This window comes from Exiguobacterium sp. JMULE1 (assembly GCF_013337175.1).
Lineage (GTDB): Bacteria > Bacillota > Bacilli > Exiguobacteriales > Exiguobacteriaceae > Exiguobacterium_A > Exiguobacterium_A indicum.
The window spans coordinates 432,755-458,311 of record NZ_SGWC01000002.1 but is presented as its reverse complement, the minus strand read 5'-3'; the positions used below and the strand labels follow the sequence as shown (position 1 = coordinate 458,311).

The 25,557-nt window shown below is 44.9% G+C and carries 24 protein-coding genes and 1 tRNA gene; 11 read left to right on the top strand and 14 right to left on the bottom strand.

Going from position 1 to position 25,557, the window contains the following annotated elements:
* Positions 1-27: 27 nt before the first annotated feature.
* The 3 genes from EXW93_RS02535 to EXW93_RS02525 are packed head-to-tail and all read right to left on the bottom strand — an operon-like array spanning position 28 to position 2,612.
* Positions 28-594 carry a histidine phosphatase family protein gene (locus EXW93_RS02535; protein ID WP_058713860.1) on the bottom strand — a complete coding sequence of 189 codons (567 nt, stop codon included), beginning with the start codon at positions 592-594 and terminating at the stop codon, positions 28-30.
* Between the two features lie 16 nt (positions 595-610).
* A complete protein-coding gene (locus EXW93_RS02530) occupies positions 611-1,261 on the bottom strand; it encodes a response regulator transcription factor (RefSeq protein ID WP_023467148.1) in 651 nt (216 codons plus the stop codon).
* A 1-nt stretch (position 1,262) separates the two neighbouring features.
* Positions 1,263-2,612 (bottom strand): HAMP domain-containing sensor histidine kinase, encoded by a 1,350-nt coding sequence (locus tag EXW93_RS02525; protein ID WP_035398902.1) that lies wholly within the window; start codon positions 2,610-2,612, stop codon positions 1,263-1,265.
* Positions 2,613-2,760: 148 nt separating this feature from the next.
* Here EXW93_RS02525 and EXW93_RS02520 point away from each other — a divergent pair, with 148 nt between their 5' ends.
* Entirely contained in the window at positions 2,761-3,315 is a 555-nt protein-coding gene (locus EXW93_RS02520; protein WP_035398904.1) for a YdhK family protein, read from the top strand.
* A gap of 47 nt (positions 3,316-3,362) precedes the next feature.
* Here EXW93_RS02520 and EXW93_RS02515 read toward each other — a convergent pair.
* Together EXW93_RS02515 and EXW93_RS02510 are read right to left on the bottom strand one after the other, a co-directional pair.
* Positions 3,363-3,435: transfer RNA gene (locus EXW93_RS02515), tRNA-Val, on the bottom strand.
* Between the two features lie 138 nt (positions 3,436-3,573).
* Entirely contained in the window at positions 3,574-4,200 is a 627-nt protein-coding gene (locus EXW93_RS02510; protein ID WP_035398905.1) for a nitroreductase family protein, read from the bottom strand.
* Positions 4,201-4,385: 185 nt separating this feature from the next.
* On the opposite strand from EXW93_RS02510, the gene yhfH reads away from it, so the two are divergent.
* The 4 genes from yhfH to EXW93_RS02490 all read left to right on the top strand — a co-directional run bounded on the left by yhfH (position 4,386) and on the right by EXW93_RS02490 (position 7,230).
* Entirely contained in the window at positions 4,386-4,532 is a 147-nt protein-coding gene (gene yhfH, locus EXW93_RS02505) for a protein YhfH (RefSeq protein ID WP_064505459.1), read from the top strand.
* 411 nt (positions 4,533-4,943) lie between these two features.
* The gene (locus EXW93_RS02500) at positions 4,944-5,570 is read left to right on the top strand and encodes a polysaccharide deacetylase family protein (protein WP_235515858.1); all 627 of its coding nucleotides are present in this window, start codon (positions 4,944-4,946) and stop codon (positions 5,568-5,570) included.
* Positions 5,571-5,585: 15 nt separating this feature from the next.
* The gene (locus tag EXW93_RS02495) at positions 5,586-6,227 is read left to right on the top strand and encodes a YkyA family protein (protein WP_052017209.1); all 642 of its coding nucleotides are present in this window, start codon (positions 5,586-5,588) and stop codon (positions 6,225-6,227) included.
* A gap of 100 nt (positions 6,228-6,327) precedes the next feature.
* Positions 6,328-7,230, top strand: a complete 903-nt coding sequence (locus tag EXW93_RS02490) for an EamA family transporter (RefSeq protein WP_035398907.1) — start codon at positions 6,328-6,330, stop codon at positions 7,228-7,230.
* Positions 7,231-7,251: 21 nt separating this feature from the next.
* Here the strand turns inward: EXW93_RS02490 and nagE are convergent, their stop codons facing one another.
* The 3 genes from nagE to EXW93_RS02475 all read right to left on the bottom strand — a co-directional run bounded on the left by nagE (position 7,252) and on the right by EXW93_RS02475 (position 10,527).
* The gene (gene nagE / locus EXW93_RS02485) at positions 7,252-8,760 is read right to left on the bottom strand and encodes an N-acetylglucosamine-specific PTS transporter subunit IIBC (RefSeq protein ID WP_035398909.1); all 1,509 of its coding nucleotides are present in this window, start codon (positions 8,758-8,760) and stop codon (positions 7,252-7,254) included.
* A 212-nt stretch (positions 8,761-8,972) separates the two neighbouring features.
* Positions 8,973-9,170 (bottom strand): CsbD family protein, encoded by a 198-nt coding sequence (locus tag EXW93_RS02480; RefSeq protein ID WP_023467139.1) that lies wholly within the window; start codon positions 9,168-9,170, stop codon positions 8,973-8,975.
* A gap of 154 nt (positions 9,171-9,324) precedes the next feature.
* Entirely contained in the window at positions 9,325-10,527 is a 1,203-nt protein-coding gene (locus EXW93_RS02475) for an ornithine--oxo-acid transaminase (protein ID WP_023467138.1), read from the bottom strand.
* Positions 10,528-10,713: 186 nt separating this feature from the next.
* On the opposite strand from EXW93_RS02475, the gene EXW93_RS02470 reads away from it, so the two are divergent.
* On the top strand, positions 10,714-12,741 hold the full coding sequence (locus tag EXW93_RS02470) for an EAL domain-containing protein (RefSeq protein WP_055966617.1): 2,028 nt from the start codon (positions 10,714-10,716) through the stop codon (positions 12,739-12,741).
* Positions 12,742-12,798: 57 nt separating this feature from the next.
* On the opposite strand, the gene EXW93_RS02465 is transcribed toward EXW93_RS02470, so the two are convergent.
* Positions 12,799-14,196: a basic amino acid/polyamine antiporter gene (locus EXW93_RS02465; protein ID WP_200934658.1), complete on the bottom strand. Its 1,398-nt coding sequence runs from the start codon at positions 14,194-14,196 to the stop codon at positions 12,799-12,801.
* A 111-nt stretch (positions 14,197-14,307) separates the two neighbouring features.
* On the opposite strand from EXW93_RS02465, the gene EXW93_RS02460 reads away from it, so the two are divergent.
* Positions 14,308-14,991, top strand: coding sequence for an MgtC/SapB family protein (locus EXW93_RS02460; protein ID WP_023467135.1), 684 nt, complete (start codon positions 14,308-14,310; stop codon positions 14,989-14,991).
* Positions 14,992-15,100: 109 nt separating this feature from the next.
* A complete protein-coding gene (locus EXW93_RS02455; protein ID WP_023467134.1) occupies positions 15,101-16,735 on the top strand; it encodes a peptide ABC transporter substrate-binding protein in 1,635 nt (544 codons plus the stop codon).
* A 116-nt stretch (positions 16,736-16,851) separates the two neighbouring features.
* On the opposite strand, the gene EXW93_RS02450 is transcribed toward EXW93_RS02455, so the two are convergent.
* Positions 16,852-17,109: a hypothetical protein gene (locus EXW93_RS02450; RefSeq protein WP_023467133.1), complete on the bottom strand. Its 258-nt coding sequence runs from the start codon at positions 17,107-17,109 to the stop codon at positions 16,852-16,854.
* A 262-nt stretch (positions 17,110-17,371) separates the two neighbouring features.
* Positions 17,372-19,105: an adenine deaminase gene (ade, locus tag EXW93_RS02445; protein ID WP_055966612.1), complete on the bottom strand. Its 1,734-nt coding sequence runs from the start codon at positions 19,103-19,105 to the stop codon at positions 17,372-17,374.
* 124 nt (positions 19,106-19,229) lie between these two features.
* Between ade and EXW93_RS02440 the strand changes: the two genes are divergently transcribed.
* On the top strand, positions 19,230-19,769 hold the full coding sequence (locus EXW93_RS02440; RefSeq protein WP_023467131.1) for a gamma carbonic anhydrase family protein: 540 nt from the start codon (positions 19,230-19,232) through the stop codon (positions 19,767-19,769).
* 111 nt (positions 19,770-19,880) lie between these two features.
* Entirely contained in the window at positions 19,881-20,066 is a 186-nt protein-coding gene (locus EXW93_RS02435; RefSeq protein WP_023467130.1) for a hypothetical protein, read from the top strand.
* Positions 20,067-20,211: 145 nt separating this feature from the next.
* Here the strand turns inward: EXW93_RS02435 and EXW93_RS02430 are convergent, their stop codons facing one another.
* Positions 20,212-21,795 (bottom strand): ABC transporter permease/substrate-binding protein, encoded by a 1,584-nt coding sequence (locus EXW93_RS02430; protein WP_023467129.1) that lies wholly within the window; start codon positions 21,793-21,795, stop codon positions 20,212-20,214.
* Complete coding sequence (locus EXW93_RS02425) at positions 21,792-22,919, bottom strand: ABC transporter ATP-binding protein (protein ID WP_035398927.1); 1,128 nt, start codon at positions 22,917-22,919, stop codon at positions 21,792-21,794. Before EXW93_RS02425 ends, EXW93_RS02430 begins: the two co-directional genes overlap by 4 nt.
* A 192-nt stretch (positions 22,920-23,111) precedes the next feature.
* Here EXW93_RS02425 and EXW93_RS02420 point away from each other — a divergent pair, with 192 nt between their 5' ends.
* On the top strand, positions 23,112-24,107 hold the full coding sequence (locus tag EXW93_RS02420) for a LysM peptidoglycan-binding domain-containing protein (protein WP_035398929.1): 996 nt from the start codon (positions 23,112-23,114) through the stop codon (positions 24,105-24,107).
* A gap of 125 nt (positions 24,108-24,232) precedes the next feature.
* On the opposite strand, the gene lysA is transcribed toward EXW93_RS02420, so the two are convergent.
* Entirely contained in the window at positions 24,233-25,549 is a 1,317-nt protein-coding gene (gene lysA / locus EXW93_RS02415; RefSeq protein WP_174316011.1) for a diaminopimelate decarboxylase, read from the bottom strand.
* Positions 25,550-25,557 lie beyond the last annotated feature (8 nt).

The following is a 25,557-nucleotide window of genomic DNA, read 5'->3' as shown; positions in this document are numbered from 1 at the left end:
ATTCACTCATCAGTTCCGTCTCTTTTTTTACTTTGTATTCGTCAAAAGTGGTACGACATGAATGTCCGCCTTTTCTCCTAATCTCACATCCATTCGACATACGGCTGGAATTGGTAAGGATTTCCAAAATGCGTAATCAAACGTCGAATCAAATGTTTCTAAGAGTAACACCATGATGTTTCCGTGTGTTCCAAGAACGACTATTTCGTCAGGATGCTTCTCCACTAGTTCGTCGATGAATGGCCGAATGCGTTGCGACGCTTCGTTGTTCGTTTCGCCTCCATACGGATTTTCATTCGGATGTTGCCATACATATGTGACCGCTGCTTGAAAATCGTCAAGCTCTCCCGGTGCTAACAATCGCTCTCGTAGTTCCTCTACCTCAATGATTGGTTGTTGACGTGCCTCCGCAAGCGGTGCAATCGTCTCGATCGCCCGTTGATACGGGCTGCTGTAGAACCTGTCGATTGGAATTTCTTGAAACGTTTCAAGTAAACGTATCGCATCTGCTCGTCCTTTATCGGAAAGTGGCCGTTTCCGTTCATCTGGTGAATATGTCGAGTGTGCGTGCCGTACGAAATAGAGTGTCGTCATGTTTTGATTTTCCCCTTTATTGGTGTGTCCATCGGTATCCGATTCCGCGAACTGTTTCGAGATGCTGTTCAATCGGAAAACCGCAAACACGTAGTTTTTCTCTTAAATGTCTGATATGCGAGTCGATCGTCCGCTCGTCTACAGACGCTTCCGCTCCCCATAACATCGTCGTTAGTTGATCGCGTGTCCAAACACGTCGTGGAGAATCTAAAAATACACCTAACAACTCAAACTCCGTCTTCGTTAACGAAATCTTTTGTTGGAGGTAACTACAACGATAGCTTTCCCGGTCATAGGATAGACCATCATACTGTTGCTGTAATAAAACTTCCATTCGCCCGATCAGTTCCCCTTCTTGAATCGGTTTTGATATGTAATCATTCGCTCCTACTTCTCGTGTCCGAATGATGTCTTCCCGCTGATTCCGAGCCGTAACCATCAAGATTGGGATGTTAGAGTGTTCTCGAATGAGACGACAACATGTCCAGCCATCCATATCCGGCATCATGACATCTAGTAAAATCAGGTCGAATACGTGCTGACGGCAGAGATCAAGAGCTTGTTGCGCAGAATCCACAAGCTGACACGTGTACCCATACGGCTGAATATACAGTTTGAGCAGTTCAAGCATTCTTGGTTCATCATCTACGATCAATACATGCGGCATTTTATTTCTCCTTCCACTGCAGTGTCACTTGTGTTCCATGTCCAAGCTGACTCTTGATGTTCAATTCTGCTCCATGTGTCTGAGCAATTGCTTCAACGATGGAGAGTCCGATTCCAGTTCCTCCATGTTTTCGAGAACGAGATGCTTCCGTTCGGTAGAGCCGTTTCGTTACATGAGGTAAAGATTCTGCAGCGATCCCTTCTCCTGTATCTTCGATTTGAATGAAAGCCCCTACTGCGTTGACACCATAACGAACAATAATTTTTCCCGACGTCGTATGTCGCCGTGCATTTTCAACGATATTCACGATCATCTGGCGGAGCTGCTGAGCGTCACCCATCACTTCTATTCGCTCACCTTCTATCTCGAACGAAACATTTTCTTGTTCGATGTCCAGGCGCATCAATCGTATCACTTGATGAATCAAGTCTTCGACATCGACAGGTTTTCGTTCCATCATAAAAGCATTCGCATCAATGCGTGCTAACCAAAATAATTGCTCAATCCATTCATTCATTTGCTGACTTTCTTCTCGAATGATCGTAACGTAGCGTTGTTGCTCATCCGGCGTCAACGTTTGACGTTCGAGAATGTCCGCGTATCCCTTTATATATGTCAATGGTGTTCGTAGTTCATGAGATACGCTTGCTAAAAATTCGGATCGTTCCCGATTCAAAAAATCGAGATCTTGTTTTAATTGCTGAATCGAACGCGCCAATTGTCCCAGTTCGTCTTGTCGATCAATCGGCAACGCTCCATCTTCCCCATCTAATAGACGTGCCGTCGCTTTTTCCATTTGAACCAGCGGACGAGAGATGAGTCGGGTCGTCCAAATGCTTGCCGCACCTGCTAATAAAAGTGCGAGCAGACCCACTTGGAAAAACTGCTGTTTCAACGGATTAAGTACGTGATCCACGATTGCTTTAGAAGCGAACATGAAGACATGACCCTGATGTTTCCCGTCGATGGTGATGGGACTGTCCGTCATTAAAAAGTCACGCATCGTCACGATTTTTCCTTGTTGACGGTAATCGAAATCCGTATGCTCTAGCACACTTTTCATCTCATTCGACAAAGGTCGTGACGCTTCGAGTCGTTTTCCATCTGCATCAGTGATCACTACAGTAAACGATGAATCTGCTTCCATCATGCTGACATGGCGCATCGTCGTTTGGTCATAGGAATCGACAAGGACATCACGATGGGTATTTCCTCGGTTCAGTAAACCGTCCACTACTTCCTGCGTTCGTGTTTGAGACAACTGATAATACAACGTCCCAAACAACACACTGCCACAAATTAAAAATGCCGCAAGCACGATCCCTCCGACCGAGTATGAAATACGACGCATGACGATTCCTCCTTTTCCTCTCCACTTTTAGTATAGCTAAAAAAAACGCGATCGACGCAGACAAACAAAACTGTCACCTCATCTGCACACGATTTGCACATACGCTGGGTATAGTAAAAAAGACTAGTGAATTCAGGAGGGTTTTATTATGAAAAAATCATTGACGTTAACCGCACTGGCTCTTAGTTCTACGCTTTGGCTCGGTGCATGCGGATCCGCTTCAAATGACGAAGGAAGCAATAGCGACTCACACGACATGTCTCATGGAGATATGATGCATTCGAGTGATGGAAAGATACCGTCTGGTCTAAAGGAAGCCAGTGATCCGACTTATCCGAAAGGAAGCAACGTCACGTTGACGACGAATCATATGGATGGAATGAACGGAGCTAAAGCAACGATTGCGGGAGCTTATGATACCGTCGTCTATGCGATTAGTTACAAACCGACTACTGGTGGAAAGATAGTGAAAAATCATAAATGGGTCATTCAGGAAGAACTCGATCCCGTTCCAACTAAGCCACTGCAAGTTGGTGATGAAGCGACTGTCAAAGCGGATCATATGAAGGGTATGGATGGAGCTAAAGCGACGATTGACGAAGTAAAAGAAACGACGGTTTATATGGTGAACTATGAACCAACGGACGGTGGAGAGATGGTGAAAAATCATAAATGGGTCACAGAGGATGAGATAAAGAAATAATAAAAAAAAGCCCGCTTTTCCTTTAAAGGAGAAGCGGGCTTTCGGTATGATTCTGACTGGGCTCGAACCAGCGACCTCTACCCTGTCAAGGTAGCGCTCTCCCAGCTGAGCTACAGAATCATGTTTGCAGTACGTTATGTACTTGCTAGGACATGTATTAATATATCAAGAAACTAAAAGGCTGACAAGTCTTTTTCTGAAAAAAAATAAAAAATTTAAAATGGGGGAATCCACCCCGCTTCCCCCATTTTGAATGACTTACAGGAAGGTTGATACTCGATCAATCGGTAAACGTAGTGCCGGACGTTTTTTCGCATCTTCAACCGCTTTTCCGACAGCAATCAGCATGACTGGTACATACCGTGACTCGGTGATGAACGTTTCCGCAAAACGTTGATGATCAAATCCACCCATTGCGAGTGTTGATAATCCACGCGCTTCTGCCGCAAGCATCAATTGCATCGCAGCAAGGCTCGCATTCGACATAGCCGCGTCGCGTCCATACGCCTCACTTTGATAAGCGCCTTCTACCTGTGCCTTGATCGAATCAAACAGATCCTCTGTCATGCCACCTGCTTCCACTGCTGGACCGTACACTGGATTGTAGTTTCGATTAGCTTGAACATCACCTAAGATCGCAATGACTGCTGAAGCCGAAGTGATAGCCGGCTGATTGTATGCGATCGGTGCAAGCTGCTGCTTCGCTTCTTCCGAATGAAAGACCGTGAAATGCCAGTGTTGCAAATTCCAAGCACTCGGCGCGGCTGTCGTCCATTCTAATAGTTCTTCTACTTCCTGTTTTGAAAGCTTGAACGTTTCGTCGTAATGACGAACGGAACGTCTTTCTGTTAAGACACGCATTGTATCAAGTGTTGCCTGTGTCATGTGTAAATCCCCCTTATCATTATCAGATTACTTAGATATCGTAGCATGTCTTATTTTCATTGTCCTCTATCAATACTTCAAACGAATCTACTGTTATAAAACAATAGTTGACATTCAACTTCTGTACTAATACAATAAAATCAAGAAAAAAGATCATTGCGTTTACTTTGAAGGAGGAAAAACACATGGAACAACCCCTTTACCAAGAAGCATCTGCTGCATTCTATCGTGAGCTTCCCGTCAAGACGTGTGCCCATTGCGGAAAAGAGATGGATGAACAATGTGAATCCTATCAAACGGAATGCGATGAGTGTGCTGTAACAGAACACTAAATAATACATGAAACAATCACTTACTTAGTGGTTGTTTTTTTATTTCTTTTAAACTCTTTCTAAATAAATCAATATTTTTTAGAAAAATCGATTTTCCGTCATCTTTTTGTCATCTGTTTGTTACAAAAGAAACAGTCAGAATGTTACATTATCTGTATATGATATTTTTGACAAAAGGAGCGACAGACAACGATGGATCCATTTACCTCAAGCCACGCTAGCGAACTCGGTCCACGACCGCGTACAAAAAAAAGAAAGTTTTTCCCTCGGTTTTTCTTACTTCTCACACTGGTCTTTCTCGGAGTTGGGGGATATGTCGCTTTCCGATATGTTTTTACTCCTGAACAACATTCCATTACGACAGGTAAATCCATTATTGAAGTGCCTGTCGTCAATATGGAAAAAGCACGCGTGGAAAAATGGAATGGTGTGACGAAAAAAGTCGCTTATTTAACATTCGAGGATGGTCCATCCGCATTAACACCGGACTTACTTCGAACATTGGATCAACTTCAGACTCGTGCCACTTTCTTTTATCTCGGAACACAAGTAGATGCTTTTCCACAAGAAGTCAAAGCTGCTGCTAAAGCTGGACACTATATCGGATTACACGGGGAAACACACGATTACGATACATTGTACGAAAAAGGAAAGTATGTCTCAGAGATGCAAAGTGTTCAGAAGAAAATCCATGAGTTGACGAAGCTAACACCACATTTGACACGACCACCTTATGGCTCTGATCCAGGCATCACAAAAAAAATGGCATCTGCCATTCATTCAGCAGACTTCCGTGTGTGGGACTGGTCGATCGATTCAATGGACTGGTATTACAAAGATAGTGCAAAAGAAGTCGCGAATACAGTCATTCGGCGAGCAGAGCGTCCGTTTGAAATCATTCTCTTACATGAACAACCACAAGCCATCAAAGCACTTCCAGCCATTGTTGCCGGACTTCAGAAAAAAGGCTATCAATTCGCGATTTATGATGAAGATTTCCATATTCCGTACAACTTCGCGCAACACTCGAATTTATAAGGAGTTACTATCCAGATGAAAAAAACATTCGTAGCAGTACTGTTCCTGTCGAGCTTTGGACTCGCTGCCTGTTCCAACGATTCACCAACCTCTCTTCATGAACAGCTAGAGCAACAAGTCAAAGGTGAAGAGAAAGCATTCACGCTAGCTGATCAACGTGCTCGTAAGGACGAAATTTCAGTTAATACGTATCAAGCCGTTCTTGATGCAGGTGCTGAAGAAATCAAACGCTCTCAAAATGAACGAGAGGAATTAGAAGCCTTAAATGACGAACGGCTTGCTTTATTGAAACAAGAAGAAACGTTACGTAAAGAAACGTACGCTGAACTTGATCTTGAAGAATTGCAGGATGCTGTCAACCAACTTGATGGTAAAGCAAAAACAGAAGGAACTGCCTTAGTGACAATCATCAAGGAACGCCAGCAGACGTTTCAAACGTTCTCGAAAACGTATCGACAAGCGATGGACGCCGAAAAGAAAGTGCTTTCACGCTTGACGAAAAAACCGGATTTCGTTAAGATTGATGAGTCAACAGCGGATTTAAATCGTTTAACACGGAAAGCTACCGCGTCATTAAAGAAGTGGAATACGCTGACCGTTCAGTATAATCAAACGAAAACCCGGCTGTATCGTTTGCTCGACACATCAACTCAATAAATCACACAGGTTGCAACCAAACCCTGTCCAAAAAACCTGGACAAGGCCCCGTTGCAACCTTTTTTGTGTGGTTTTTACTAAAAATGGAGGGAAATTATTCATGCATCGCTCAAAAGCCACTTTATTCGTTCTCATCGGCGCTATCAGTTATGGTGTCCTCTCAACGATCGTCAAACTCGCTTATGCTGCTGGATTCAACTCAGCAGCCGTTTCAGGTAGTCAATTTTTCTTCGGCTGGCTGATGATTTTCGGACTTGCCTTATTTACGAAAAATCTTCGTCTCGATCTCAAAACAGCTGGTCTTCTCATGCTGATCGGTATCTCAAGTGGTACAACTGGTTATCTGTACTATCAAAGTCTTCAAACCGTATCCGCATCCGTTGCAATTATTCTCTTATTCCAATTTACTTGGATCGGAGTCATCATCGATGCGCTCGCATTCAGACGCTTACCATCTCGCGCACACTTCTTGTCTGCGATTCTATTGATTGGTGGAGCCATTCTTGCGAGTGCTGCTTACTCGAGCCCACTCGACCTGCGTGGAACATTATTCGGTCTTGGAGCGGCTGTCAGCTTCTCGATTTTCTTACTCGCCAGCGGACGCATCGCCAATCATTTACCCGTCATTAAGAAAAGTTTTTACATGATGACAGGTGGTCTTGCTTTCGTCATGACGATGTATCCACCGACAACATTCTTGTCGTCTGCGAACTTCGAAAATGGACTTCTGTTATACGCGATTCCGCTCGGTCTGTTCGCGTTGATTTTACCACCGCTCTTATTTGCTGCTGGCGCGCCTCATCTCTCCCCAGCAAGCGTTTCTTTACTTGGAGCGGCTGAACTACCGACAGCAGTCATCTGTTCCGTCTTAATTTTAGGAGAACATCTGATGAGTTCCCAATGGATCGGGATCGTCATCATCTTGATCGGAATCTTTTATCCAATTTATCGCTCAAGCAAAACAGCATCTGTTGCGAACGTACAGCAAAACGACCTTTCCTGAGCTCAGGAAAGGTCGTTTTCTTTACTTCTGTCGTTTCATCGCATCCGCAACGAACTCGACGTCCGTGCCGATGATGATTTGAACGCTAGTCGCCCCCATCTTCATGACACCTTTTGCTCCAGCCGCTTTAATCGCTGCTTCGTCAATGATGTTTGGATCTTTGACTTGAAGACGTAAACGTGTCGCACAATTGTCAATCGACGTGACATTTTCTGTTCCTTTTAGTCCCGCAAAGATGCGTGCTGCTTGTTGCTCATATTTATCGTCTGAATCTGTCAAAACGACTCCCGTGTCTGTGACGAGCGATTCATCTTCACGACCTGGTGTTTTCAAATCAAATTTCGTGATCATGAAGTAGAACAGGAAGTAGTAGACGACCGCGAACGCGAGACCAACCGGGATGAGAAGTAATGGTTTTGTGGCAATCCCGAAGTTCAAGGCATAATCAATGAAACCAGCCGAGAAGGAGAAGCCATGTAAAATACCAAGTAAGTTAACGATGGCCATCGATAGACCTGTTAAAACTGCATGAATGACATATAAAACAGGTGATAAGAACATGAACGAGAACTCGATCGGTTCCGTGATACCTGTCAAGAAGGACGTCAATCCAAGACCAATCATCGCTCCAGCAACTGCTTTTCGATTTTCCTTACGCGCAGCCATGACGATCGCAAAAGCTGCAGCCGGTAAGGCGAACATCATGATTGGGAAGAAGCCCGCTTGATAAATCCCAGCTGTCGGATCTCCAGCGAAGAAGCGCGCGATGTCACCATTCGCGACCGTACCATCTGCTTTTTCATATGAACCGAAGACGAACCAGAAAATATTATTTAAGACGTGGTGTAAGCCGACAGGAATCAAGAGACGGTTAAAGAACCCAAATAGAGCAGCGCCTCCTGCACCAAGACCAACCATCCATTCACCAGCACCGTTGATGCCTTGCTCAATGAACGGCCAGACATAACCAAAGATGAAAGCAAGTACGAGCATGACCGCTGATGTAATGATTGGAACGAAACGACGACCTCCGAAGAACGCCAACCAATCCGGTAACTTAATGTTATAGAACCGATTGTATAGAAGTCCTGCGACGATACCCGCGATGATTCCACCGAATACCGCCATATTAACGGTCGAACCGAGTGTCGCCTGATTCGCGATCGAACCAAGTGTCGCTCCGTCGACCTTAGTCGAGGAATCATTGACGATCGCCGCGATCGCATCATACTTCGCCTGAATCTGTGCGCTGGAATAATCCTTGTTCATCGAGTCGACGCCATTCTTTAAGACGAGATACCCGATGGCCCCGGCAAGACCCGCTGCCCCGCTCGCATCGATCGATAGACCAATCGCGACACCAATGGCAAAGATCAATGGCAGGTTATCAAAAATAGCCCCTCCTGCTGCTACCATCAACGGAATATCTAACATATCCGCTGAACCTAATCGGAGTACGATTCCGGCAGCCGGTAATACTGCGATTGGTAACATCAAGGCTTTACCAATGCGTTGTAGAAACTGCAACATACCTTTCACCCTTTCTTGAATAAACGATAATGACAGAACAATGTAAACGCTTTTACGTTTTTTATTATTCCACATAAACATCTAAATGACTAGACCTTTATACAAATTATTCATTATCTTTTTTTATTGATATAAAAATTCATTATAGCAGACGCTAAAAACCGGACTAGAGTCATTCTCCAGTCCGGTTTTTCTATTTGATTTCAACGGTCTTAGCGGCGATTTGTATCTTCAAAATTTTGTTGGACGTTACCGACTGTTTTCTTCGCCTCGCCTTTTACTTGATCTTTTTTACCTTCGCGCTCTGTCGATTTATCGCCTGTTGCTTTCCCAAGCGCTTCTTTTGCTTTACCCGCTACTTTATCGACGAGACCATCTACTTTTTTATTGAGACCACTGTTGTTTGACATAACCATTACCCCCATTTAAAAGTTTTTTTTGCGATAGTTGTCTGTTCCCTTGTCACTGATTTTCAAACGTTTCCTGTATTAAAACCGACACTTACCTAAACAAAAACAACAGTGAACGTCCTGTCCACTGTTGTTTAATCTAAAGCTATTCTTTTTACTGGGCGACGGAAACACCTAATACTTGTTCAATCCGTTCGAACGCCCAATCCAACTCTTCTTTTGTGATGACGAGCGGTGGTGCAAAACGAATGACTGTCTCATGTGTTTCTTTACAGAGCAAGCCTTTTTCCTTCAACGCTTCGCAATATGGTCGCGCTGCTTCTGTTAATTCAACACCAATGAATAATCCACGTCCACGTACTTCTTTAATCATCGGGTTGTTGATTTGTTTTAATTTCTCCATGAAGTACGTACCGAGTTCGAGTGAACGTTCCGGTAACTTTTCGTCTTCTAATACTTCAAGTGAAGCAATCGAGACGGCACAAGCGAGTGGATTTCCACCGAACGTCGAGCCGTGTGATCCTGGATTGAAGACGGAAAGGACATCTTTATTCGCAGCCACACATGAGATCGGGAATACACCACCACCCAGTGCTTTACCGAGGATATACATATCTGGCGTCACTTCGTCCCAATCAGAGGCGAACCATTTGCCAGAACGGCCGAGTCCAGATTGAATCTCATCCGATACGAGCAGAACATTCTGCGCACGACAAACTTCTTGCGCATCTTTTAAGAAACCATCGTAAGGAATTAAGATGCCTGCTTCGCCTTGAATTGGTTCCAAGATGAATGCCGCTGTATTCTCAGTGATCGCCTGTTTTAATGCCTCAAGATCGCCGTATGGAATTGTCTTGATTCCAGGAAGAAGCGGTCCAAATCCCCGTTGGTATTCTGCTTCCGTTGACATTGAGACGGCTGTCATCGTCCGACCATGGAAGTTTCCTTCACAAACGATGATTTCAGCATCACCTGGGATTTGTTTGACTTCATATGCCCAGCGTCGTGCTGCTTTTACTGCTGTCTCAACAGCTTCCGCACCTGTATTCATCGGTAATACCATGTCTTTACCCGTCAGTTGTGCTACTTTTTCATAGAAAAAGCCCAGTTGGTCATTGTGGAAGGCGCGTGACGTCAACGTGATCTTATCCGCCTGTCGTTTTAGAGCCTCGATGATTTTCGGATGACGATGCCCTTGGTTGACAGCTGAGTAAGCGCTCAACATATCCATATAACGACGTCCTTCCGGATCCGTTACGAAGACACCCTCTGCTTCTGAAATGACGATCGGGAGTGGATGGTAGTTATGTGCTCCGAACTGTTCTGTCTGTTGAATGATTTTCTCTGTTTGATTCATCGAGATTCCCCCTTATAGCTCTTTAGAAAACGCTTTCAAAATCATTATAGCAGATTTTCTTGTATAATCTTCATCTAAAAAATGTATAACCTAGAGGATTACGATGCGTAAGAATTGAATATATTGGGAAAAGACAAGACAAGTGAACCGTCATCTCTTTTCATCATAAAGGAGCGTGCGCACGTAATGGATCGTTCGACCATTGATTCCTATGAAGTCGTCATTCAAGAATTCCCTTTACCCGCTTTCATCCTGAATACTGATTTGACCATCCGTTCTTGGAATGAACTAGCCGAAAGCCAGTGGGGCTGGACACAACAAGAAGTCGTGGATCAGACTGTTCCACTTCTTGAACAGGAAGACATGGCATTCAGTCATCAGATTTGGCGTGCCTTCTTGGAACGCCGTCAATCGGTCCAATTACCGAATGCCTCCTTATTGCATAAGACGGGCACTTCTGTAACATCAACTCTCCTTCTGTCTCCTTTACTTGATGATACAGGAACCGTTATTGCCGCTTTTGCTTGCTGTATCCCTTCAGCTGAGCAACAAACGAACATGAAACCACTCTTCCAAGGATTGATGGATTTGCGCTATGCATTCGATCAGATTGCTTCTGTCGCTGTCTTCGATGCACGAGGAACGATCACGTACGCGAATGATCAACTCATCGATGTGACAGGATATTGTTCTGAGATGCTTCTCAACCAACCATGGTCGCTCATCTTAGACCCATCCAGTCCCGTCGTTTCGGAGATTCGTGCACAACTTCGTGAACGAAAAGCCTGGTCTGGTCGCCTTAGCCTCACTTCGCAAACGGGCGAACGAAAACATCTCCAAGCGACATTGATTCCAATTTATGATGCGAACGGCGTTCGTTTTCAGCACCTGTTCATCGGCAACGACATCACGGAAACAACTGCGCTTGAAGAAGAACTTGATTTTTTAGTGCATCATCATGAGATGACGCATTTATTGAATAAACGTGGATTTTTACGCGAAGGAGAATCCTTATTCCGCTCTGCTGGATCACATGATCCCGTTGCACTCATTTTGTTCGATATCGATCGTTTCAAAGTCATCAACGATTCGTTTGGAACACATGTCGGCGATCAACTTCTTCAAGCAATGGCAACGCGTCTTTTGCAACATACGACAGATGTACTTGCTTTTCATCCGACGAGTGATCTGTTTGGTGTCTTGTTACCTGCACCGTCGAGCAATCTACTTTTTCAGTATGCTCGAAAGTTACAACAAGCACTGCAGCGTCCTTATTACATTAACGGTCATTCACTCATCGTTTCTTGTACATTCGGGATCACCGTCTATCCGTCGGAAGCAAAAACACTGGAAGATTTATACCGCCGCTCTGAAACTGCTCTATATGCAGGAAAATCAATTGGTACCGGAACGATTCAGTACTTAACACACGAGATGGACACACAGTTCACACGGAAAATCCAACTCGAACGTTCCCTCTTCACGGCACTCGAAGATCAATCCCTATATCTTGCTTATCAACCAATCATTGAAATTCAGACACAAGCCGTTAAAGGCTTCGAAGCGTTATTACGCTGGAATCACACGGCACTCGGGAGTATTCCACCAGATGAATTCATCCCACTCGCTGAAGAAGCTTCACTGATCACACCAATCAACAACTGGGTCATCATTGAAGCATGTGAACAGCTCGCGAAGTGGCAACAGACGATTAATCCTGAACTGACGATGGCAATCAATATTTCACCGCATCAGTTCCAAAGTGACTCTTTTATTCGAACGTTGCAACATATCGTAACGGAGCGACTCGTTTCACCATCTTCCGTTACGCTGGAGATGACAGAGAATATTGCGATTTTACAGACGCAACGAACGGTCGAACGTATGCACCTCATCAAGTCGTTCGGCTTCCGTTTATCGATCGATGATTTCGGTACCGGTTATTCTTCTTTACAGTATCTCAGTGCTTTTCCAATCGACGAATTAAAAATTGATAAAGTATTCATTGATGGTCTGGCGAAAAATGACCATGCCTTGCTGGATTCCATCATTCAACTTGGTCACAACTTAGAGTTGAATCTTGTCGCTGAAGGTGTTGAGACAGAACACGCGTTAGATTATCTAAAAACAACATCGTGTCAGCATATGCAAGGGTTTATTTTCTCTGAACCTCTATCTGTACAGGATATCGAAAAACGATTCTTAGCACCTTAATCAAAAAAGAAGTCACGGTGGATAACAATCACCGTGACTTCTTTTGCATATCATTTCTTACAACTGAATTTCTCCTACAACCATTCCGTAAACGGCTACTCCTGCTAAGACAACGAGGATCATACTAGCAATCCACTCATAACGTGACATGCCCGTCCGTTGCTGTTCTCGCTCTGCTAACGCGTACGCGAGAATCCCTGGAGCATAGACTAATGCCGCGATGACGATGTACCAGATACCCGACGCATAGACGAGCCAAATCGAATACGCTGATGCGATGACAGAGAAAAGTAACATTTTCTGATTGCGTTCTTCGCGCGATGTCCGAATGCTATACAACGCTGATAATAGGTACGGTAATAACGCACAAATCCCGGCGATACTCGATAAGACAAGATAGGTTTGCGCTGAGAAAAGCGCGATTCCTGCGACGACTTGTGTCGCGATCTGTGTAATTAACAGCGCACCGACTGGAGCTCCTTTTCGATTCGTTTTTGCGAATGCTTTCGGAAACGCACCGTCTTTCGCCACAAGATACGATATTTCTGATGCGAGAATCGTCCATCCGAGAAGTGCGCCAGATAGTGAAATAATCAAACCGATCATGATGATCGTCGCACCGATTGGTCCAATCGCTGCTTCTAATACATACGCCATCGTCGGTTCTTTTAATCCAGCTAGTTGTTCTTGACTAAGCACTCCGAGTGATAGAACAGAAATCAAGATATAGATGACTAACACGCCAACGAGTCCTGTTACCGTCGCTTTTCCGACATCACTTCGGTTTTTGGCACGACTCGACAAGACGACAGCACCCTCAATACCGACGAACGCCCAAAGTGTGACGAGCATCGTTCCTTTTACTTGATCGAAGATCGAACCGAGTTCTGTTCCCTCTCCCCAAATATCCAAATTAAACGTTTTGATATTAAAGGCAATTCCGACTAGAAGAATGAAAATCAAAATCGGAACGAGCTTTGCGATCGTCGTAATCAAATTGACGAGTGTCGCTTCCTTGATTCCGCTTGAGACGAGCCAGAACAATCCCCAAATGACGACTACACTCATCAAAAGGAGGAATATTCGATTTTCTGCTGCGAAAATCGGGAAGAAATAACTAATCGCATTAAACACGAGCGTGATATTCGCAACCGTTCCAATCCACGCCGATACCCAGTATCCCCACGCACTGTTAAAGCCGACAAAACGTCCAAATCCTTCACGCGCATAGGCATAAATGCCGCCTTCGAGCTCTGGTTTACTATTGGCGAGATGCTGGAATACTAACGCGAGCATGATCATTCCGATCCCCGTTATACTCCATCCGATGAGGATAGGTCCTGCACTTGCACTTTGGGCCATTGCACCAGGGAGGTTAAAAGCTCCTCCACCGACCATGGACCCGATGACCATTGCCGCGAGCGCAAAGAAGCCGATTTTTTGCTGATTCATGATGAGACACTTCCTTTTTCCGTATATCTATTACATCTTACGTATATTCATTCGAAAGACACAAAAGTCATTATAACAAATCACCTTCTAAAGTAAAGAAAGGATTTGAGACGAATGAACTGGATTCATGTATTTCAGCTCGAAGACCTTCTAAAACTCCTATTGGCTGCTACACTTGGAATTTTCATCGGATTCGAGCGTGAAATTAAAAATAAACCGGTCGGTATACGCACTAGCCTCGTAATTACCCTCATCAGCTGTCTTTTAACCATTGTCTCTATAAAATCCGTCCTGCTCTATCACGATATGGCGACTCATGTCCAGATGGATCCGATGCGCCTTGTCGCGCAAATCATTACCGGAATCGGATTCATCGGAGCTGGTGTCATCTTACGACGACCACATGATATCGTCAGCGGACTAACAACTGCCGCCATTATATGGAGTGCAAGTGGGATTGGGATTGCTGTCGGTGCCGGATTCATTTGGGAATCGATTTTTCTCGTTCTCTTTCTGTTTTTCCTATTAGAAGGTCTGACTTGGGTGATGCGTCACATCAACAATAGTCGATTTGAAGCGAACGTCCTCGTCGCACATTTACTTCTTCCCGCCGATCTTGATCCATCCGACATCATCTTCGCCCTTGAACAAAAAGGTGTTCGGATTACGAATATACGCATGCGAGGAAATCCAATTCGATTAACATTACGGATGTATTCCCCTCATTCGCTGACCCTATTCCTACTTTATGACTATTTAAAATCACTTGGAATTAAGGATATAGACCTTGATCAGTAAGAATTATCTGAAAATTTATGTTGCATTTTTAATCACTTTCACTTAAATTAACAATATGTTCACATTTTTCTGAAATATTTAAAACTAACTCTCGGGGGGTCATCGTTCCATGAATAAACCATCGAAAATTGCTTTTGCTGGACTATCCAGCATTGCACTACTTGCTGTCGCTGCATGCGGGCAAGGAAATGATGAGAATGCAAGCGGCTCGGATTCGAAAAATAAGAAAAAGGAAGTCACGCTCGTTTCGACGACAGATGTACCTCAGCTCGATCCGACGAAAACGACGGACTCGACTTCCATCATTGTTACGAACAACGTCTTTGAAGGACTCTATCGTCTTGACGGCGATAACAAGCCAACACCTGGAATCGCAGAAAGTGTCGAAGTATCAGACGATAAAAAAACATACACGTTCAAATTGCGTAAAGATGCGAAATGGTCAGATGGATCAGCCGTCACAGCAGATGATTTCATTTATGCTTGGAAACGTGCACTTGATCCAAAGACAGCAGCAGAATACGCGTACATTTTACAAGATTTGAAAAACGCCAATAAAATCATGGCTGGAGACGCTGAACTCGATGAACTCGGTGTCAAGAAAGTCGATGACCAAACACTTGAAGTACAACTCGAAGCTCCTGCTCCTTACTTCCTTGGCTTAACGAGTTTCCCAACGTACTTACCATTAAAGCAATCATTCGTCGAAGATAAAGGCGATAAGTTTGCGACAAGTGTTGATACAATGGTCTTCAACGGACCTTTCGTACTCGATAAGTGGCAAGCGAACGCTGGGTGGACATATAAGAAAAATCCGGATTACTGGGATAAAGCAAGCGTCAAGATGGATCAAATTAACGTTAAAGTCGTCAAAGAGATTTCGACTGGCGTCAACCTCTTTGAATCAAAAGAAGTCGATTTTGCACCAATTACATCGGAGTTCGTCTCACAGTACGAAAAATCAGAGGATTACAAGACTCGTCCAGATGCTCGGATCAACTTCCTTCGCTTTAACCAAAAGAATAAAGCATTGAAAAACAAAAACATTCGTAAAGCACTTGCACTCGGTTTTGAGAAGCAAGGGATTACCGATGTCATCCTAAACGATGGATCAAAACCAGCGAACTTTATCGTTGCGAAGGATTTCACATTTACACCAGATGGCGAAGACTTCCGTACGAAGTATCCGGATCTTCAAAGCTACGATGCAGATGCAGCGAAAAAAGCTTGGGATGCTGGTTTGAAGGAACTTGGTGTCAAAACAGTCGAACTCAGCATGCTCTCACGGGATGAAGATGCTTTCAAGAAAGTCTCTGAGTACTTAAAAGGTGACCTAGAGAAACATCTTCCTGGTTTGACGATCAATATCAAACAACAACCATTCAAAAACTTCCTCGATCTCGAATCGAAGGGTGATTATGACATCTCTGCAGCTGGATGGGGACCTGACTATCAGGATCCAATGACGTTCCTCGACATGTGGTTGACAGGCGGAAGCTTCAACCGGATGGAATACTCGAACAAAAAGTTCGATGATCTCATCAAAGGAGCGAAACAACAAGCCGATGAAGCGAAGCGTTGGTCTGATATGCAAGAAGCTGAAAAAATCTTGCTAACAGATGACTACGCGATTGCGCCGATCTACCAAAAAGGTGAAGCTTACTTGCAACGGACAAACATTGATAAATTATACCGTCACCCATTCGGTGCCGATATGAGCTTTAAATGGATGGAATTAAAATAACCCTTTAGAATATTGATGAACAAGTAGCGGATCTCGTTCCCTACTTGTTTTTTTATTTTCCAACGCGGTTCTCAGAAAACAACAAAGACCCCTTCTGACGGAGCCATCGGGGGTCTTTACTGTGCGATTTGTTTATAAAAAGCAATCTCTTCATCCTGTCCTTCCTCAACTGCTCGGAAGAATTCAGCGAAGTAAGCATAAAGAACGGTGCGTTCCTCATACGTTGGTCGAGCTTGACGAATGACGGAGAATGCAAGATTTCGCAACTGACGTTTTGTTCGTCGATGTGTTGGTAACGCATGGAACTGACGCGTAAATGAACGATAGACATCCGCAATCAAAGCTTCGTGCCCTTCAAAATATGTCTTATCCATAATGATGATCTCCTTTCTAACCTTGTTGTCCTACTGTTTTCTACGAACCTTTTAGATAAAAGTTTCATAGAAAGTGAGATTTCTCACAAATGATATAGACCTTACTATAACAAGCTTTCCAAAATGATTCAACATCCAAACTATTAAGTTTCATTAAGGAATTTTAGCCGTTTTGTAAAGTTCCTTTCTTTGATTTTAGATCATCTATTCCTAACACAAAACGGTCTGAGTCCCGGAAAGAGACTCAGACTCACGACGGACATCAGTCTGCTTGTACTGAAATATGCTGGAAGTGTTTCACATCGAATAATCCACTGTCGGTCAGCTTTAATTCCGGAATGACCGGTAAGCAAAGGAATGACATCGTCAAATAGGGATTAAAGGAACGATCCGCCTCTAACACATCGAGGGCATCATTCAATGCTTCGAGTGTATCTCCAACTTCTTGGAAGGGACGATTCGTCATCAGTCCAGCGATTTCAAGCGGTAACTCAGCAAGTACCTCTTGCCCATTGACGGCAATGACTCCCCCACCCGCTTGGACGAGACGTTCCGCAGCCAGTTGCATCTCTTCGTCTGATGCGCCAACGATGACGAGGTTGTGCGAATCATGGGCAACAGTCGCCGCAATCGCTCCGCGTTTCATCTTGAAACCTTTGACGATCCCGACTGCCGAGAAGGATGTGCCGTGATGCCGTTCAATGACAGCAATCTTTAAGAGATCCTGCTCCGGTACAGGCACGAAATGTCCGTCTTGAAGCGGAACGTCGAGAACCAGATGTTCCGTGACGATGCTTTTCGGAATGACTCCGATCACATGCGCCCGTGATGATTCAAGTGGAAGGGCAAATACTTCTGGTGTAATCGGTTTTGTATTCAATGCACCTCGTAACGATTCTGGAACATGCGCGCGTCGTACTGTTCGGGTCGTTTTTCCTGCTCGTGCGACACACTCACCTTTAATATAAACCTCGTCAATCACGACGTTATCGGCATCGGATAACAAGACGAAGTCCGCCCGGCGTCCTGGTACGATGGCTCCCCGATCGTCCAGACGATAGGCATTCGTCGCATGCAACGATGCCATCGCATACGCTGTTTCGCGTTTAATTCCATGACGAATGGCATAGCGGATATTATAGTCGATCGTTCCCTCTCGTAACGTATCATCCAAATGTTTATCGTCCGTACAGAAGAGGAAACGGCTCGCGTTGCTTTCCGTCACAGCATCGAGTACTTCCTTCAAGTTTCGGGCAGCTGATCCTTCCCGCACTTCGACATACAGACCACGACGCGCTCGGGCGATCGCATCTTCTTTACTGACAGATTCATGATCCGTTCGAATTCCGGCGACACCATAAATGTTAATTTCGCGTGGTCCAAGTCCCGCAGCATGACCATCGACCAGTTTTCCTGCGTCTTCGATCTGTTTAATTTTTTGGAGCATATCGCGATCGGCTCGTTCGACCGCTGGATAATCCATGACTTCTCCTAAACCATGGACACCAGGATGATTGACGAATGGTGCAAGTGCCGCCGCATCAAGTGATGCTCCCGCGTGTTCAAACGAAGTCGCCGGTACGCAGCTCGGTAACATCATACGGACATCAAGCGCGAGACCTTCAGCATCGTCTAGCATAAAGGATAATCCTTCTGCTCCTTTGACATTCGCGATCTCATGCGGATCGGCGATAATTGTCGTGACACCTAACGGTAGAATCGCTTGCTCATACTCACTTGGCGGCACCATCGATGATTCAATATGGACATGGGCATCGACGAAACTTGGTGCGATGAAAAGTCTTTCTCCCAAACGATTCTCGATTCCGTCATACCCCTCTCCGACAGCAGCAATATAACCTGAATCAATCGCTACATCTGCTGTATATGTCTCACGTGTCATGACATCAATGACTGAAATATTCTGATAGACGACGGCTGCTTTCTCTTTTTTGGCAGCAATCGCGATCAATCGTTCACGCACTGTTTGTTCCATCCTGTCTCCTCCTGTTGTAAGCGTATTTTTACCATCTTACAATTAGTTTGGAAGCTGTTGCAATTTATTTTTTGTAACGTCAAGATGAAAGAGTATCGATTTAATGTCTGAGGGGGAAAAACGCATGAAATATCGTGTCGGTTCACTTGTTCCAAACATCGATCCATCCGTTTATTTAGCGGACGGATCTAAAGTCATCGGAGAGGTCACGATCGGAAAAGACTCATCTGTCTGGTTCAATACGGTCATACGCGGAGATGAAGGTCCGATTCACATCGGGGAACGCGTCAACATCCAAGACGGTTCGATGATTCATCAGTATGAAGGGTATCCGACTATCATTGAAGATGAAGTGACGATTGGTCATATGGCGATGATTCACGGCGGAATCATTCGAAAAGGAGCGTTAATCGGAATGTCGGCGACGATCCTCGATGAAGCCGAAATCGGAGAAGGAGCATTCGTTGCTGCCGGAAGCCTTGTTCCGCCAAAAATGAAGGTACCTGCCGGCGCGATGGTCATGGGTGTTCCTGCAAAAATCGTCCGGGATATCAGTGACCATGATCGATTCATCATGGAACGAACAGTCCGAAAATACGTGAAACGAGGTCAGCAGTATGCTGACAGTTTTGAAGCTATCACAGAGGATATGACAAGTTTGTGAGAACGTTTACAAAGTTCACAGGTTCTTAATACCTCCCCTCTTCCGTCTTTACAATTCTTTCGTACACTAGAGGTGTAAGAGATGAATCAAGACACAGAGAGGGGATTTTATATGATTCCAGTATACGAAGAACGCATCATGTCTGATTTGTTTTCATCTACGAATAACCCAAGTTACGGTTTGCCGACGTTACCCGAATCGGAAACGGATTGGTTGACAGTCGAGATTCAAACACGTATCGTTAAAGATGCCGAGCACCGCCTTGGAACATTAAACCGAGAGGAAGAACGTGTATGATTCAGCAACGCACTGTTCGCGCTTGGCTCGCTAGTCGCATCAAAAAATAATTTAATCACTTGATTACGTATTTTCCAAAACGATATAGCGCGTCAGCGCGCATACCAAAAGAGCCGAAGCGGATTCCCGCCTCGGCTCTATCTGTTTATTTTGAAATTAATCCTTCTTCGATTAAGAAATCACGCGCGACTTTTTCAGGGCGCTGTTTCTCGACATCTGCTTTGTAATTCAATTCTTGCATCTTCTCATCCGTAATTTTATCTTTTAACGTGTTGAGGACTTTTTTCAGCTCCGGATGTTCTTCAAGTGTTTCTTGACGAACAAGCGGTACCGCATAGTATGGTGGGAAGAACTTTTTATCGTCTTCTAGCACTGTTAAATCGAATTTTTGTAACAAACCATCTGTTGAGAAGCTATCGATGACGTTCGTTCGACCATTTGTCAGTGCTGTATAACGGAGTCCTCCATCGACTGGTTGTACATCTTGGAATTTCATATCTGGATACTTTTTCTTCAAACCAAGATAACCATCTTCCCGGTTCGCGAATTCGATTGTTGATCCGAGAATCAAACGATCACTGACTTTTGACATATCTGATACCGTCTTCAAGTCATATTTTTCGATATCTTCTTTCGTCATGGCAAGGGCATACGTATTGTTGAAACCGATTGGATCCAGGACGTCGACCTGACTTTTTTCCGGAATCATCTTCCCGACTTTTGCATAGACCGTTTCCGGATCCGTCTCGACGTCTTGCTTGAGCACGTCGATCAACAAAGTACCTGTGTACTCGACATACGCGTCGATTTCCCCTTTTTCAAGCGCCCCGTAAGCGACTTTCGTCCCTCCGAGGTTTAATTGACGTTCGACTTCTAAATCCGTTTTATCTTCGATTAAATCCGCTAACATATTTCCGAGAATCAATTGTTCTGTAAAGTTCTTCGATCCGATGACGATCTTATCGTCCTTAAGGAAAGAGTAAGCGACCGATCCACCAATTAATATGAAAACGATACTTGCGATCGCGATCTTGCGTCCAGCTGGCATCGCCTTGCGACGCTTCCGTGCCTTATTCTTGATTCGACCATCTGCAAGAGGAATCCCATTTGGCGCCACGGAGTATTCAATCCGACTGACGACGAAGTCGATGACAAGAGCTAAAATACCGGCTGGAATTGCTCCGGCGAGAATCTGGTTATTATCAACTGTTTGAATACCCGAGAAGACGAGGTAACCAAGACCACCGGCACCGATGAATGCTGAGATCGTCATCAAACCAACAGCTGTAACGGCTGAAATTCGAATCCCTGCCATCATGATCGGCAAGGCAAGTGGAATCTGAACCTTACTGAGGATTTGTCGATCCGTTAAACCAATTCCTTTAGCTGCTTCGAGCGTGTCCCCTGGAATGCTCGACAGACCCGTGTACGTATTTTTAACGATTGGCAAGAGTGAATAAAGCACGACCATGATGATCGCTGGTGTCGACCCGATACCAATGAACGGAATCAAGAAACCGAGTAAAGCAAGACTCGGAACAGCTTGCACGACGCTCGTCAGCGCAAGGACAGGCTTCGCGAACTTTTGGTAACGGGTGATCAGAATCCCGATCGGAATCCCGAGAACGACCGCGATGACGACGGCAAAGACCGTCAGCTGTAAGTGCTCTAGCAATAAATCACCGATCTGATCGGTATTATTTTTTACATAATCAAAGAATCCGCTCATTGGACTTCCTCCTCATGAATGAATTGCTCACTCAAGACGGAAAGTAAGCTACTACGTGTGATCAACCCTCTGAGTTTTCCTGTTACATCCGTTACTGGTAGATAACCAGTCTCTTCCTGATTCATGACTTCAAGAACATCGAGTAATGAATCGTGTTCATTGACAGCGATGATTTCGCCCTCCATCACTTCTTCGATCCGTTGGCTCTTATCCGGAATCGTCTGGATGTTCTTCAACTTAATCAGCCCTTGTAAGACACGGTCACGATCGGTGATCAACAGGCTGTCGACTTTGCGTCCACGCATGATTTCAATTCCCTGCAACAACGTCCGTTTGCCACTGATTGAAACTGGGTCCTCGATCATGATATCTTCTGCCTTGATGAATTCTGGACTACTCCAGATTTTATTTTTTCCGATGAACGATTCGACATATTCATCTTTTGGATGACGCAAGATTTCTTCTGGAGTATCGAACTGGACGATTTCCCCATCACGCATGATACATATCCGATCCGCTAACTTGATCGCTTCATCCATATCATGGGTGACGAAAACGATCGTCTTCTTCACTTCTTCTTGCAAGTTAAAAAGTTCTTCCTGTAGATCGTTACGGGTAACGGGATCGAGTGCACTGAACGGCTCATCCATCAAAATGACATCAGGATCATTCATTAAAGCTCGTGCGAAACCGACACGCTGTTGTTGTCCACCACTGAGTTCGCTCGGATAACGATCGATGAATTGCTTTGGATCAAGCCCGACCATCGTCAACAATTGTTCTGTCCGTTGATCCATTTCATCGTGATCTTTCCCCTCAAGCCCCGCAATCAATTGAATGTTTTCCCGGACCGTCATGTGGGGGAACAAGCCGGTTTGCTGGATGACATATCCCATATGACGTCTTAATTCAATCGTATCCGTCTTCATGATGTCCTTCCCGTTGACTAAAATCGTACCTGAAGAAGGTTCAATCAATCGATTGATCATCTTAAGTGATGTCGTCTTCCCACAACCACTTGGTCCGATGAAGACAACGAGTTCACCCTTTTGAATCTCGAGCGATAAGCCTTTCAAGACGACATTGTCCTTAAACTGCTTACCGACGTTTTTGAATTCGATCATTCCTTCTCACTCCTTTTTACTATTTCCATATATTATGGTTTCCCAAAAAGATTACGGTTTAAACAAATTTTCTGTAATTTAGTTTTATTTCTTTGCAAAACGGGAATTTCTTAGTTCTTTTTTTAAAATAAAGGGAATACCTTAATAAAGAGTACTTGTAAAGCATGTTTTTGATGAAGGAGGTACTAGACGATGAACATCAAGAAACCTACCATCATGATGATTGGATTACTTCTCCTTAGTCCACTTTCGATTCCTTCACAGGTTAATGCAGCGAGCTCTACGTTCGTTACGAAAGGAACGACGACGCAAAAAGTCGTCGCATTGACGTTTGATGACGGTTCAGATGGAACGAACATTGCCAAAATCTTAAGTATCTTAAAAAGTAACCAAGTGAAAGCGACTTTCTTTTTGACAGGCAGTGGTGCAACCAACCATCCCCAATCGATCAAAAACATCACAACCGCTTCTCCGACACATCAAATCGGCAATCACTCATATTCGCATCCGGATTTTACGACCTTAACAGCAAGCCAGATGACGAGTGAATTATCCCGAACAGAATCTCTCATCCGGTCCTTGACCGGAAAAACGACGAAACCAATTTTCCGAGCGCCGTTTGGTGCAAGTAATAGCAACGTGTTGAGTGCCGTTGGGGCGGCAGGTTACACGAAAACGATTCAATGGAATATTGATACGACGGATTGGAAAGGCATCTCTTCAACAGCCATCTTGGATCGTGTATTACCAAAAGTCGTTCCCGGATCGATTATTCTGATGCATACCGGTGCTGGTGCGAAAGGAACACCGACCGCCTTGCCGACGATGATTTCGAAACTCAAAGCCAAAGGCTATTCGTTCGTCACGATTTCAGAACTCCTCCGCTCACCAACTCCAACCGGTACGACGTATACCGTCAAAGCTGGCGATACACTCTATTCGATCGCCCGTAAATACAATGTCTCGGTCTCTGCCCTCGCGAGTGCGAATAACATCACGAACTGGAATCTGTTGAACGTCGGTCAAGTCTTGAAAATTCCAACAACGACTTATACGGTTAAAGCCGGTGATACACTTTACTCGATTGCGACACGATATGGTGTCACCGTCACAGCATTGATGCAGGCAAACAACATTACGAATCCGAACCTCTTGCTCGTTGGACAAGTCTTAAAAATTCCAAAATGAATATGCTGATCGCAACACAAAAAAACGATCCCTCTCTATTCAAGAGAAGAATCGCTTTAGATCGTATGCATGAAACCGGCGCGATAGCGTCGGTTTTTTTGTACTCTAGTTTGACCCCGCACCTCTTACGACTCTGATCGGACCCCATTGATTCCAAGATCACACTGAATCAAATCCGCATACGTTTGTCGACGGACGACTTCACGGGATTCCCCGTCCCGGACGAAGACAAGTGCCGGACGTAAGAACTGGTTGTAGTTGCTTGCCATCGAAAAGTTATACGCTCCTGTCCCAAAGACAGCAAGTGTATCGCCACCGTTCGGTGTAACCAACTGTGCTTTTTCAGCGACAAGATCCCCTGATTCACAAGCTGCTCCAACGACCGTCACTTCGGTCGTTTCGCCACTCATCCGGTTAGCGATGACCGTTTCATACACCGCACCGTAAAGTGCTGGGCGAATGTTATCTGTCATTCCGCCATCGACCGAAAGATATGTTCGGACGCCTTCGATTTCTTTGATTGCCCCGACCGTATACAGTGTCGTTCCTGCATTCGCAACGACCCAGCGCCCTGGCTCGATCCCGATGCGCGGACGTTCGATGCCGAGTCGCTCCGTTTCCGTCTCGATGACATCCATGACGCGTGCAATCGTCGCTTCAAAATCAAGCGGATGATCGTCCTGTGTATAGGCAATACCGAAGCCACCACCAACATTAACTTCGCTGACTGTAAAGCCATGATGCGCACGAATCGTTTCGACGAAGCCCATCATCGTCCGAGCCGTCTGTTCGAACAGTGACGGATCTTGGATTTGCGAACCGACATGACAATGGATGCCGAGTAACGACAGATGTTCCGATGCTAAAATCGCTTCGATTGCGTCCAAGTAATCTGACGCATGCGTCGAGAAACCGAATTTCGTATCGACACCACCTGTCTGAATTTTCGTATGCGCTCCCCCGATGACTTGTGGCACGATCCGGATCAGGACATGAACCGTTTGACCGGCTTGTGCCGCAATCGATTCCAGTTGTGCAATCTCTGCAAAGTGATCGATGACAATCCGTCCGACTCCTTCCTCAACGGCATACTGAAGATCAGCCGTTGATTTATTCGAACCATGGAAATAGATTCGTTCTGCCGGAACCCCGGATTGACGGGCGATGAAGAGTTCCCCGCCTGTGACGACATCGATTCCAAGACCATGACGAACGACTTGTTCATATACGGCACTGACCGTCAGTGCTTTAGAAGCGAAGGAAGCATACGTGTTCGGATACTTATCAAGGAAGTGTTCCCGGACGGTCGCTAATCGATCCGTCAGCTCCCGCTCTGCCATCACATACAACGGTGTTCCGTACTGTGTTGCAAGATCGGTCGCTGCGACACCATCGATGTGCAACGTATTGTTTTCTTCTGTCAGGTATTGACTTCCATACATAATAAGTT